The sequence below is a fragment of the Blastocatellia bacterium genome, assembly GCA_035275065.1.
Classification (GTDB): Bacteria; Acidobacteriota; Blastocatellia; order UBA7656; family UBA7656; genus DATENM01.
In genome coordinates, this window is record DATENM010000044.1 from 91,715 (window position 1) to 104,822 (window position 13,108).

Consider the following 13,108-nt stretch of genomic DNA (forward strand, 5'->3'; position numbering starts at 1 on the left):
TGGCTTGCCGATCACGCAATCTTTAATCCGAACGAGCCATATTGAAGAACTCGATTGGCCCGCGGGCGGCCAACTCATCTATGATCGCTTGGAGCGGGGCGAGCGTCATTGCGCCCGGCAAACCGCTTGACCTGATTAGCGGACTATTTCAAACCCGAGGAGTTTTCGAATGCGAAGAGTGGCAACCATTGCCATCAGTCTTATCCTGGCAGCGGCGGGAATCGCTCATGCTCAATCTTCCACGCAGCCGGCGGCTCCGGCACAAACCGGCGCAGCGCCGCAACCGGCGCGAAGCAATAATCAACAGCCGATGCCGCCGGGGCCGAACCCGAACTCGCAATACCGCCTGGGGCCTGATTCGTTGCCGCAAGAAGGCGTCCCGAAGGGCGAGATTCGCGGGCCGTACACGCTGCCGAGCAACGCCTATCCGGGCACACAGCACACCTACTGGGTCTATGTGCCTGCACAGTACGATCCGGCGTCACCCGCCGCCTTGATGGTTTATCAAGACGGCCAGGCTTTCAAAGATGAGAACGGCGATATGCGCGCCCAGAACGTCATGGACAACCTGATCTACCGCCGCGAGATTCCGGTGATGATCGGCGTCTTCATCAACCCTGGACGTACGCCGCAGCAGCCCGAGCCGACGCCGCAGGAATGGGGCGACCGCACGACCAACCGCCCCACCGAATACAATTCGCTCGATGACCGTTATGCGCGGGTGATCACCGAAGAGCTGCTGCCGGCGCTCTACAAGGAATACAACATTTCAAGGGACCCTGAGATGCACGGCATCGGCGGCTCAAGCTCAGGGGCTATCGCGGCCTTCACGGTCGCCTGGGAGCGCCCCGACTATTTTCGCAAGGTGTTGAGCAACGTCGGCAGCTTTGTGAATCTGCGCGGCGGCCATGTCTACCCGGAGCGCGTGCTGGCAAGCGCGAAGAAGCCGATCCGCGTCTTCCTCTGTGATGGGCGGAACGACAATCGCGGCTTTCGCAACGGCGTCTATGATGAGAAGCTCGACTGGTTTTATCAAAACGTGCGGCTGATGAAGGCGCTCACGCAGAAGGGCTACGACGTCAGCTACACCTGGGGCATGAACCTGCACGGGCAAAAATTCGGCGGCGCCGTTATGCCTGAGATGATGCGCTGGCTGTGGCGCGACGGGCCGGTGAACACCGATCCGAACGACATGGTCGAGCGCGCGTTTCGCCAGCCGGCCACGAAAAAGAATTAGCCACTATCGCCCGCTGTGGCGGTCGCGGCGCAAGCAGGACGCTTGCTTGACTTATGTCAGGCTTTGCAATAAACCTCTTTTAAAGGTGTTGGAAAAGGAGGCCACGCGATGGCAAGCCAGGCCGAGAGCACGAATTCCGCTTCAACGATCCAGGTGGAGCAACAACTGCGGCACATCAACGACGAGTGGGTGGCGGCGCTGGTCGGCGGCGATACCGCAACCCTCAACCGCCTGATGGACGAAGGCTGCATCTTCAGCTATGCCCTGGACGGCGACGACCGGGCGCAGTTCATTGCCGACATCGAATCCGGCGACCTGCAAGTCGCTTCGCTCGTCCGCGATCACGTCGAAGTCAGCATCTTTGGCGCGACCGGCGTGCTGATCGGCTTTGACACCGCCGACTGGCGCTACAAAGGCCAGCAGATGCAGCGCCATTACCGCACCATACACGTCTATGCCGAGCGCGACGGCGAGTGGCAGATCGTCGCCATCCAGGCCAGTCCGATCTCACTGAAATAGACCGCGCAAAAAGCCGACCGCCGCCCGCTGCTTGATCTCAGGCAGCGGGCGGCGGTCAATGCTTATCGGCCGTTCTAGTAATACAGCTTCAAGGCAAACTGGATCAGCCGCGGGTCGCGCGTGCTGGTGACCTGCCCGAAGGTGGTGCTGCCAAAGACCGTGCTGATGCCCAGGAAGTTGGTATGGTTCCAGACGTTGTAGGCTTCGGCGCGGAATTGCAGATTGACGTTCTCAGTAAACTTCCAGCGCTTGCTCAACGTCATGTCCCACTTCTGGTAGCCCGGCCCGATGACGACGCCGCGCGGCGCGTTGCCGGGCCGCGTCACGCCTGCCGGCACGAGCTGGAAGGCGAACGGGTTGAACCACTGGAAGCGCGTGCGGATCGCCGATGTCTGGTTCGGGTTGGCTACCTGATCCGGGCGGCCTGAGGATGGACTGGTGCCGAGGAAGCCGAGGGCTCCGGGATCGATGCCGGTCGTTGTCACCGTGAACGGCGAGCCGCTGGCGGCGCTGGTGATGCCCGATAGTTCCCAGCCGCCGAGCGTGTGGCCGAGGAAGCCCTTCTGGCTGCGGAAGAACGGCAGCTGGTAAACGTAGTTGATTGACAGGATGTGGCGACGATCAAGAGCCGATGGCCCGTAGTCGGCGGCGCGGTCATAGAGGCTCTGCGGCGCCGAGCTGCGGTCGGTCTGGTTGTCGGTCAGCGCCTTCGACCAGGTGTAAGACAGGCGCACCAGCGAGCCATCCTTGAAGGTCTTGTCTGCCGACACCTGCATCGAGTTGTAGTTCGAGTTGAACCAGTTCTGGATGCTGCCAATCGAGGAAAAGCCCTTGTACGGACGCACGGCATTCAGCCGCGGCGTGAGGGCGGCTGTCACCTGCGTGCCCGGCGTGATGATGCCGGCGGCGACCGCTGCCCCGGGCGGCACTTCGTTGAGGTCAACGATGCCCGGCAGGTGTGTGCCCTTCGAGCCGTAGTAGCCGACCGCAACGACGAAGTTCTTCGCTATTTCGCGCTGCACATCAAGGCTCCACTGCTGAATGTAGGGCATGTCACTGTTGTTGGGCGTGCCGCGGATGGCTTTCGGCGCCGCCGAGATTGATGGCAGCACCGAGGCCGGATTGTTCAGCACCGTGTTGCTGATCGTCACGTTGTTGACGTAAGGCGGGTTGCCGAAGATGTTCTGTTCGAGCACGCCCACCAGTGTCACGTCGTAGCTGATGCCATAGCCGCCGCGGATCGCCGTCTTGCCATCCTTGTACGGGTCCCAGGCGAAGCCGAAGACCGGCGCGAAGTTGTTGTTGCTTTCCGGTGCTACCTTGTCGCCGAACGGCGAGTTCTGGCCGGCGATGAGGATGCCGTTGAGCGGGTCGCCGGTGCCGGGAATGATGTTGCCGGTCGTCGGGTTGATCTGCACCGCCTTGGCCGGATCGTAGGCCGCCGGGTCAAAGTTCGTCAGATTGCCTGTCTTGTCAATCGGCTGGCGGAAGCGCGAATAGCGCACGCCGAAGTTGAGCGTCAGGTTTGACTTCCAGCGGAAGTCGTCCTGAGCGTAGAACTCGTACTGGTGCATGCGGATGTCGGGCGTCAAATCCTGGTCGGCCTGCGTAAAGGTCGACACGTTGCCGAGCAGGAAGTTGGCCCACGCCTGCTGGGTGGTGGTCGCCGTAGAGCCGGTCGGACGCGGCGCGGTGGCGAAAGCGAACGCGCCGACGTTGTTGCCGCCGGCATTTTCGGTCTTCTGGTAAAAGTTCATGCTGGTGCCGACCTTGAAGGTGTGCAGGCCGTGAATCCAGGTGACGTTGTCAAAGATATTGTGGTTACGGTTGAAGTCGTCATACGGGCCGAAGCCGGCGACGCCTGCATAACCTGGCGAGATGCTCGGAATGCGGTCGAGCGACACAGGGAACGGCAGGTGAACCGCCGCGGTGACGTTCGGCGAGTTCTCGCTCAAAGCCAGGCCGATGGGTCGGCTGACGATGGCGCCGTAAGAGAAGGCATAGCCGACTTCGTTGAGCAGCGTCGGGCGCAAGGTCTGAACGCTGCGCGCTACCCAGGAGTAGCCGGGCGAGTCAGTCTTGGTCGTCGCCACGCCGGGCACCGTAAGCCCCGTGAACAATCCGCCGGGCTCTTCGGTCGGGATGGTGTCGTGCAGGTAGCGCACGGCGAGGGTCACCTTGCTGCTGAAGTTGTGATCAACGCGCGCCAGCTCCTGGCGGTGATTGAAGACGTTGCGCACGTTGCTAATCAGCGTGTTGGTGCCCGAATTCGGCAGCGGGATGTTGGCGTAGATGTCTTGCAGGTAAGCCCGCGCCGCCGGGTTGATGTTGGTGATCGTCGTCGCCGACTGCGTGCAGGCGGTGCCGGCAGCGTTGGTCGCCACGCAGATGGGCGCTGAGAAGATGCCCTGGCGCTCGGCAGCGCTCGGCACCGTGGCGTTGAAGGTCGAGTAAGTGATGACGCGGCGGAATTCCTGCGAGAAGAAGAAGAAGGTCTTGTCGCGCTCCTTGTTGTAGAAGCCGGGAATGGTGACCGGCCCGCCGATGGTGTAGCCGAAGTTGTTGTAGCGCAGGATGGGGCGCGGCGTGCGCTCCTTGCCGGCGCGCGGGTCATTCGCGGCAACGATGACGTCGGGCGCCAGCGCCGTCGGGTCGGTCGTGAAGCGGCCCGTCAGGTTATTAAAGTAAGGGTTGGCGTTCAGCTTGTCGTTGCGGAAGAACTCGTAGAGGTCGCCATGAAAGTCATGGCCGCCCGACTTGGTGATGACGTTGACGTGGCCGCTGGCGTTGCGCCCATACTCGGCGCTGTAGTGGTTGCGCAGCACCTTGAACTCGGCGATGGCGTCAACGCTCGGGTAATTCAACAGCGTCAGGTTCGAGCCCCGGTCAACGTTGTCTGCGCCGTCAATCGTCCAGCTATTCTGGCTGGTGCGCCCGCCGTTGATCGAGATTGACACGGTGTTGGTCTGGCCGAACGGGTTGGTCGTGCCGATGTAAGCCTGGTCGGTCATGGTCGAGCTGACGCCCGGCAGCAAGGTGACCAGTTGCACAAAGTTGCGGTTATTGAGCGGCAGCTCACGCACCTCGATGTTCGAGACCAGGCTGCCGGCGGTTGCCGTCTGCAACTCGACCTGCGTGGCGCCGGCCTCGACATGCACCTCTTCGGTGATGGCGCCGGCTTCGAGCGCCACGTCAACCGACAGGCGGTCGTTGACGTTCAACTGAATGTCGGTCTTGGTGTACTTCTTGAAGCCCGCGGCCTCGACCGTGACCGAGTAGCTGCCGGCTTGCAAGAGCGGCGCTGAGTAAGCGCCTTCCTCGTTGGTCGACAGCGTGCGGGCGACGATGTTTTTCGTCGTTTCCCTGATGGTCACGGTGGCGCCGGCGACGACGCCGCCGCTACTGTCGCGGACAATGCCGACGATGCTGCCCGTGATGTCCTGCGCGTGGGCCGGGATCGCCATGACGGCGAGGCCCACGAGCAGCAACAGACTGACTGCTTTCCTGATGATCGGTGACATAGGTTGCCTCCATTCCTTATTAGTAAGCGAAACTACCGTAGCGCGCCGCTCGTGGCGGGGCGCTTCTCTGTTGTCCTTGCGCGGCGCTCGATAGCTGCCGCGTCGCGCCTTTTCAATACAGCAGGTACTTCTGCCTGACGCGGGCAAATTCCGCCAGCCCGCCTTGCCAAACCTGGGCCAGGTCGGCGGGAGCCTTGCCTTCCTTCAATGCCGCCAGCGTCGCGCGGTTGGCGAGCAGGCGCAAGTAATCGTCAACTTTCCAGGTGCCTGAATAGAGCCGGTTCAACTGATAAGCGATCTCTAAGCCAACGGTCACTGGTCGCAGCGTGGCGCGATCTGTGAGGACAAGGTTGACGCCGCCGCACTCTTCGCCGGCGAACTTCGATGACTTAGGCTTAAATCTTACGGGGACAAAGCGCACTCCGGCAAGCCCCGCGCGGTTGAGCGCGTCACTCAATTTCTGCGGCTCGATCCACGGCGCGCCGACGATCTCGAAAGGCGTGTCGGTGCCGCGCCCGACCGAAAGATTCGTCAATTCAAGCAGGCCGACGCCGGGATAGAGCATGGCTTCGGTCAGGCTGCGCATGTTCGGCGACAGGTTGACCCAGGTCAGCGATGTGCCGTCATAGTAATCGGCACGCCGCCAGCCTTCCAGCTTGATGACCGTCAGGTCAGCGCCAATCTTGCGCTCGCCGTTAAAGAGCATGGCCAGCTCACCCATCGTCATGCCGTGACGCACAGGCAGACGGTAGGGCGCGGTGTACGACAGCAGATCGGCGTCGGCCACAGGGCCTTCGATGTCGTAGCCGTTAATCGGATTTGGCCGATCCAGCACGACGAACTTGAGCTGGCGGCGGGCGGCCTCTTCCATCGCGTAGAGCATCGTCGTCGTGTAGGTGTAGAAGCGCGCGCCGACATCTTGAATGTCGAAGACCAGCGTGTCTATGCCCTTGAGCATGTCCTCTGTCGGGCGCCTCGTGGCGTTGTCATACAAGCTATAAACCGGCAGGCCGGTCTTGTCGTCTCGGCTGTTGCTGACCGGCGCATCTTCGAGGCCGCGCAAGCCGTGTTCGGGCGCAAAGAGCGCGACGAGCTTGAAGTTGGTCGCCGCCGCCAGCCGGTCAATTGTTGAATGGCCCTCGCGGTCGCGCCCCGTGTGATTGGTAATCAAGCCGACGCGGCGGCCTTCGAGCGCTTTGAAAGCGTCGCGCGCCAGCACATCGATGCCGGTCAGCACTGGATGGAGCGGCGTGGCCTGCGGCCCCGCTCGGTTGACCGAGGCGCGCGGCGCTTCAACGACCGACACCCCTGCGCCAAGCGACGCGAAGACCGGCGCGTAAGGCGGCGCGGTAATCGCTCCGGCAACAATTGAAGCGACGAACGAGCGCAGCCGCGTCACATCACCGTGGCCCGTCGGGTGGACGCGGTTGGTAAGCAAGACCACAAAGGTTTCGCTCGCAGGGTCCATCCACAGGCTGGTGCCGGTGAATCCCGTGTGGCCGAAGGTGCCGACCGGGAAGAGGTCGCCGCGATTGGATGAAAACGATGTGTTGACGTCCCAGCCGATGCCGCGCATCTGTGCAGTCGGCAAAGTGTGGGCGCTCAACATGCGCTCGATGGTGTAAGGCGCGAGCAGGCGCACGCCGTTCAGCTCGCCTTTATTCAGAATCATCTGGCAGAAGATGGCCAGATCGTCGGCGGTTGAAAAGAGGCCGGCGTGACCGGCGACGCCGCCCATCTCGTAGGAGCGCGGGTCGTGGACTTCGCCGCGCATCCAGCGCCCCTCGCGCATCTCGGTGGGCGCGATCCGCGATGTGTCGCCGTGTTGCTGCTCGCCGCTCGCCGGCTCAATCGGCAGATACGCGGTGTGCGCCATGCCGAGCGGCGCGAAGATGTTTTCGCGCGCGAACGCGTCAATGCGCTTGCCCGACACGCGGCGGACGATCTCCGCGGCGACGATGAAGCCAACATCCGAATAGACGAAGCGCGTGCCCGGCTCGTAAGACGGCTTCAGCTTATAAATCTCTTCGAGCGGCTTGATCGTGACGCCGACATAATCGGCAATCTCGTTGTCGGGCGGCAGCCCCGCCCGGTGCGTCATCAGTTGCTCGATGGTCACGCGATCTTTGCCGTTTGCGCCGAACTCAGGGATGTAGAGGGACACGGGATCGGCGAGGCTCAAGCGACCGCGCTCGACCAGCATCATCACCGCCGTCGTCGTCGCGACAACTTTGGTGAGCGACGCCAGATCGAAGATCGTGTCCACAGTCATAGCTTCGCGCTGCGGCTGAAGGGCGCGGTCGCCGAAGGCTTTGCGATAGACGATGCGGCCACGCCGCCCGACCACGACGACCGCGCCCGGCGTCTCTTTGCGCTCGATTGCGGCGCGCACCGCCTCATCAATGCGGGCGAGCCGTTCGCTCGACATGCCGACGGTTTCGGGCGCGACTTCAGCGAGCGCTGATGGCGGATGAGCGGCACTGCGGCGTTGCGCCAGCAGTGAAGGCGACAGCGAAGAGACAACAAGGGTTGCAACGATAAAATAAGCGAATCGGCGTCGGACATTCGTCATCTTGTCTTGGTTGCAGATCATATGGATTAATCGTTCGCGGCGCTGCCTACTGTCTCAACGGCCGGCTGCGGCGAAGGCTTGCCGAGCAGGCTGACGCCATAACCAACGGCCAGACAAACCGCCGTGCCCATCAGCACATACCACGTCCACGCTACCGCCGTGTAGAGTTTAATCAGCAGCATAAAAACCAGCGAGACAGCCATGCCCGTCATCACCCCTGTCTGATTGGCGCGACGGCCCAGGACGCCGAGAAGGAATGCGCCGAGCATCGGGCCATAGACCAGCGACGCAATCGTCAGCCCTACCGTGAAGACCGAGCCCCAGCCGCTCGCCAGCACCGCAATCGCAATCAGCACGACACCCCACGCGGCGGTGAACCAGCGCGACAGCTTCAACAAGCTCTCATCGCTCTTGCCGCGACCCGCCAGCGGCTTGTAGAAATCGATCACGCTGGTCGAGGCCAGCGAGTTGAGCGAGCCGCTCAGGTTCGACATCGCCGCCGCAAAGATGGCCGCGATCACCAGCCCCTTAACGACGTGCGGCAATCGCTCGACGATAAACAGCGGGAAGACGTCGTCGTTGCTCGGCGATTGCGGGTTGAGCGGATAATACCTGGCGTAGGCGAACAGCATCACGCCGATGATTAAGAAAAGCGCGAACTGAAACAGCACCACGAAGCCACTGAGGACGAGCGCCTTCTGGCTGTCGCGCTGGTCGCGGCAGGTGAGCAAACGCTGTACGAGCAACTGGTCTGTGCCGTGCGAAGCCATCGTCAAACAGGTGCCGCCGAGCAACCCCGCCCAGAAGGTGAACGGCACCTTGAAGTCCCACGCAAATGAAAAGACCTGGAATTTATTGGCGGGTGCGGCCTCGGCCACCACCGTCCCCCACCCGCCGGGTATCAGTCGCAGCAGCATATACGCCGCGAGCAGCGAACCGGCTACGTAGATCACCAGTTGAATCAAGTCTGTCCAGATGACCGCCGCGATACCGCCCTCGAAGGTGTAAATCAGTGTGAGGAATCCGACGATAAAGATTGACCAGAGCCAGAGGGATGACAGCCCCGGCAGGCTGGCGCTCAGGACCGCGCTCAACACCAGCGACGCCGCATAGACGCGCACGCCTTCCGCCAGCGCCCGCATGACCAAAAACAGGGAGGCGGCAAAGTTCTTGGTCTGCGGCCCGAAGCGCCGCTTGAGCAGCTCGTAAGCCGTCAGCAGCTCACCTTTGAAGTACGCCGGGATGAACAGCAGGCTGATGATGAAGCGGGCGACGATGTAACCGAAGACGACTTGCAGATAGGTGAGGCTGCCGCCCTGCTCAGGCCGCGCGTAAAGGGTGTAGGCCAGCGCCGGCACGCCGATCAGCGTCAGCGTGCTGGTTTCGGTGGCGACAATCGACAGGCTGATGACCACCCACGAGGTGTTCTTTGAACCGATGAAGTAGTCTTTGACGGTGCGCTGCGAGCGGCGGAAGCGCATGCCGAAGACAGTGATGCCCACAAGGTAAAGCAGCAGGACGATGTAATCTATCGCCGAGAATCCCATATCGATCAAGCCTGCCGAACGAACCGCTATCCGAAATGATGGAGGAAACGTGAGACTGCCTGACTTCAAGAAACTCGAAAATGGCTTGCCGTAAAGGCGGCCCGGCCTCAAAGCGTGGATATGGATACCGGGCCATCGGTTTGTCCGATGTCATTTAATCTATCAGAGCCATGCTCGCACATCGGCGGTCTGAATAACCGACCGCTCTAGTTTTCCACCGCGGCCTGCGCCAGCTTGATAGCGCCGATCTCGGGCGGGCGCAGCGGTGGCCCGACTTCGGCGCGCGGCGCGACCTCGCGCACGGCGGCGCGCACGGGATCAAGCACACAATCGCCAGCCTTAAAAACGCTGCCCACAAAGGCGACGCGAAACGTTTGTGATTCGAACCCCAGCTTGCGAATCACCGACGCGGCCAGCTCGCCGAGGTCGCGGCCGGCCTGCGCCAGGATGGCGCGCGCGACAGCGTCGCCTTCGGCAGCGGCATCGGCGACCAGCCGCGCCAGCGAAGCGATCTCGGTAGACTCTTCGGCGTCGTTATTATAGATGACCCCCGGCAGGTCCTTGGCGCTCGTGATGCCGAACCGCCGGCAGAGGCGCTCGGTCAAGAGGGTGCGTGGGGCGCGGCCATCGAATGATGCGGCGACGGCTTTCAGCGCCTGCCGCGCAATGTCGTAGCCGGAGCCTTCGTCGCCGAGCGTCGGCCCCCAGCCGCCTGAGCGCTCGACGGCGCGCGCGTCGTTGATCCCCATGGCAATCGAGCCGGTGCCGGCAATCAGCACCACGCCGGGCTTGCCATCGAGCGCCCCTTCAAGCGCGGCGCGCGCGTCGGTGACCAGCTCAAGGTGATCGATGCCGAGACGGCGGACGAGTCCCTTCTTCATGGTGTGATAATGAATCGGGTGGCTAATGCCGGCGATGGCCGCGCAGCCGGCGGCGAGGTCTTGCGGCGCAAGTTGCGCCTGCTCGCAGGCTTGTTCGACGGCTTCGCCGATATGCGCGACCGCCAGATCAAAGCCGACGCGCACCGGGTTGGAAGCGCCGCTGAAGCCTTCGCCGATGATCTTGTATGAAGCAGTGGTAATGACGGCGTGGGTCTTGGTGCCGCCGCCATCTATGCCGAGAAAGCATGGCGGTTCGGCGAACCCTTCACCCAGGCGTTGCGCGAAGCGTGGTGCTGGCGCAGGGCCGGACGAAGGGTGCGAGGTGAGGGTCTTCGACATAAGTCTCCGGGGCTCTCTGACCGTTGTCGGCAAATGCGGAAGCTTGCCACTTCATTATGCCGGCAGACCGGCTGGCCGAGGGTGCGGACCTTCGCATCGTCTGACCATAGGAGCCTTAACCATTGTTATAAGCGACTGCCCGGAGCTTGTAAAACGAATTGTTTTTATAGTAACTATAACAAATTCTTTGGCTTGACCTCTGAGGGCTTCGATTTAGCTTATCTTCAGTTCAAATTTTTCAGAGGTTTAACGCGATGCCGGCGGCTGATCCGCGCCCGCGCCAGGCGCACGGAGCGGAGTACCCGCATCCCCCATCCTCCAGAAACAAAAGGCATCGCCGCCCGATGCTAGCCTCCGCTATAGAGTTTGTATGCCTGCTCGTGAGTCAGCCGCCGCGCCCTGATCACGCCATTGCCTTCCCTCTCGCCGCGCACTGGATCAACGTACTCTCTGCCGGTGATTGACTTCGTTGAATCGAGACCGAATACGCCGATATTGAACATAAAGACCCGCTCGCTCACCGTCTTGAACCAGTGAATATTGGTGCGCTCGTCTGAAACCGTCGAAGCGTCGCCGGCTTTGGCCAGGAGGTCAGAGACCGGCTTGATCATCAGGTGGTGACCGTCTTCGCCGACCCTGTCATAGTGTATCGCCTGCGCTTCGCCGCTCAATACCATGTGCATCGTCGCCATGTTCTTATGGCCGTGCGGCACAATATTGGTGCCCCGCTTCATCGCGTAAAAATAAGGATTGAAGCTCAGCTCATCCTTGATCCCTTCCCGTTCGCCCAGGTCAACGTCTAGCACCGTCTCGTGAACCGGCTGGAAGATCGCTCGTTTCATCAGGGCGTCATAATCAATCGCCCGCAGCAGATCATCGAGACTGACTCTGGCCAGCAATTCCTCGATGCCCTGTTGCCAGGTCTTCTGACTGATCGAGCCTGAGCGCATCGCTTTGGTGGCGCGCTCCATCTCAAGCACCCAGGGGCGCACGACGGGCCGCAGCGGTGCGGCGAGCGCGGCGGCGTCCGACAGGCTTTTGGCGAGTGAGAAAGTTAGCAGCGACCTTATCGCGTCATGATTAAACTGGCGGCGTGAAATCTTCTCCATAAGAGCCCTCTCGGTGTGATATCGTTGCAAGCCTTCAACTCCAGCGCAATCCCACACATCATGCCACAGGTAAAACATGCAGGCCACATCAACGCCGGTCGAGCGCAGGCCAATTCAATAAATTCTTCGCACTTCACTTTTTCGTTTGCGACTGCCAAGCCCAGCGCAATGCCGATCAACGTCATGCGAATCCCCTGTCGCACTAGCAGAGTCCGACCCGCCGGCTCAACTTTGCAAGCCGGTCGGACGCGGTGTAAATTGTTGTCGTCTCGCGGTCCCGAAATTTGCCCGTCTTTTGAATTCATTTGTGAAGGAAAAACGCGCCATGAATGTCTGCCACCAACATCGTCTTTTCATCCTTGCGGTTGCGCTGCTCATCTTTTCATTGCCCGCGCTTGCCGCTCAGACCAAGAGCAAGCCGCCCAGAAACACCAATGCCGCCGGGTCACCGTCGAAGCCCGCTACTAAGCCGAAGCGCGAGACAGCGGAAGCGAAGCGCGAGGCGGCGGAGGCAAAAGCGAAAGCGGCGCGCGCCGGCGTGACCATGTTCGTCGTCGCGCAAGACCGCGGCGGCAGCCACATCGAGCCGCTCGTCGGCATCATCGAAGGGCGTTATCTTGAGCCGCCCTCCGCCGAGTCTGAACAATTCTCGGCCTTCGCGGCGCGCTACTATCACATCGGCCAGAGATACCGCCTGCTGTTCGGCGGCGGCGACGCCGGCACGGCAACCGTCCGCGCCAAGCCGGATAAAGACAGCGACTGCGCCCGCGCCCTGGCCAGCGTCGAGTTGCAGAGCGCCGCGCGCATCAACGGCCTGGTGATGGGATTGGCGACAAACTCAGAAGCGCTGGGCCGGCGCGCCGCGTCGCGGCGTTCCCCTACCCCTGCCGAGCGCACGGCAGTCAATGATCTGGCCGGGCGCATCTTTCGTCAGAAGGGCGCTGCCGCCGCCGCCGTGCAAGACATGAAGGCGATTAACATGACGGCGACCGACCTGAACGGCGACGGCAAGTGGGAGATCATTGCCAGCTTCATCGTCCGCACGCCGTCGCGCAACGAGGCCGTCCATCACCTTTTTCTCATTGCCGCGCCCGATGCCGAGGGCTTTGACATAGACCTGATGCGCTATGCCCGCACGACGAAAGGCGACCTGCCGGGAGGCGCCAGCCTCGACGACGTGCAGGAAGCCTTGTTGGCCGAGGTGCTGGTCGATCACGTTGATCTGGATGGCGATAAGATGAGCGAAGTCGTCACCATGACGACCAACTTCGAGGGCGCGACCTACAAGATTTATCACAAGCAGAAGAATCGCTGGGCGAACATCTACGAATACTACAGCTACCGCTGCGCCTTTTGAGCCGGCGGCATCCTTGCAATCGCCAA

The 13,108-nt window shown here is 61.8% G+C and carries 8 protein-coding genes; 3 read left to right on the top strand and 5 right to left on the bottom strand.

Annotated elements, in window-relative coordinates:
* Positions 1 to 169 precede the first annotated feature (169 nt).
* Together VJ464_09860 and VJ464_09865 are read left to right on the top strand one after the other, a co-directional pair.
* The gene (locus VJ464_09860; protein ID HKQ05427.1) at positions 170 to 1,237 is read left to right on the top strand and encodes an alpha/beta hydrolase-fold protein; all 1,068 of its coding nucleotides are present in this window, start codon (positions 170 to 172) and stop codon (positions 1,235 to 1,237) included.
* A 108-nt stretch (positions 1,238 to 1,345) separates the two neighbouring features.
* Complete coding sequence (locus tag VJ464_09865; protein ID HKQ05428.1) at positions 1,346 to 1,756, top strand: nuclear transport factor 2 family protein; 411 nt, start codon at positions 1,346 to 1,348, stop codon at positions 1,754 to 1,756.
* Between the two features lie 74 nt (positions 1,757 to 1,830).
* On the opposite strand, the gene VJ464_09870 is transcribed toward VJ464_09865, so the two are convergent.
* The 5 genes from VJ464_09870 to VJ464_09890 form a co-directional block, all read right to left on the bottom strand.
* A complete protein-coding gene (locus tag VJ464_09870) occupies positions 1,831 to 5,277 on the bottom strand; it encodes a TonB-dependent receptor (protein HKQ05429.1) in 3,447 nt (1,148 codons plus the stop codon).
* Positions 5,278 to 5,389: 112 nt separating this feature from the next.
* A complete protein-coding gene (locus tag VJ464_09875; GenBank protein ID HKQ05430.1) occupies positions 5,390 to 7,870 on the bottom strand; it encodes an exo-beta-N-acetylmuramidase NamZ domain-containing protein in 2,481 nt (826 codons plus the stop codon).
* 5 nt (positions 7,871 to 7,875) lie between these two features.
* On the bottom strand, positions 7,876 to 9,396 hold the full coding sequence (locus tag VJ464_09880; protein HKQ05431.1) for a sodium:solute symporter: 1,521 nt from the start codon (positions 9,394 to 9,396) through the stop codon (positions 7,876 to 7,878).
* A 206-nt stretch (positions 9,397 to 9,602) separates the two neighbouring features.
* Positions 9,603 to 10,616, bottom strand: a complete 1,014-nt coding sequence (locus VJ464_09885) for a BadF/BadG/BcrA/BcrD ATPase family protein (protein HKQ05432.1) — start codon at positions 10,614 to 10,616, stop codon at positions 9,603 to 9,605.
* Positions 10,617 to 10,963: 347 nt separating this feature from the next.
* A complete protein-coding gene (locus VJ464_09890; protein HKQ05433.1) occupies positions 10,964 to 11,725 on the bottom strand; it encodes a hypothetical protein in 762 nt (253 codons plus the stop codon).
* Between the two features lie 325 nt (positions 11,726 to 12,050).
* Here VJ464_09890 and VJ464_09895 point away from each other — a divergent pair, with 325 nt between their 5' ends.
* Complete coding sequence (locus VJ464_09895; GenBank protein ID HKQ05434.1) at positions 12,051 to 13,082, top strand: hypothetical protein; 1,032 nt, start codon at positions 12,051 to 12,053, stop codon at positions 13,080 to 13,082.
* Positions 13,083 to 13,108: the final 26 nt, after the last annotated feature.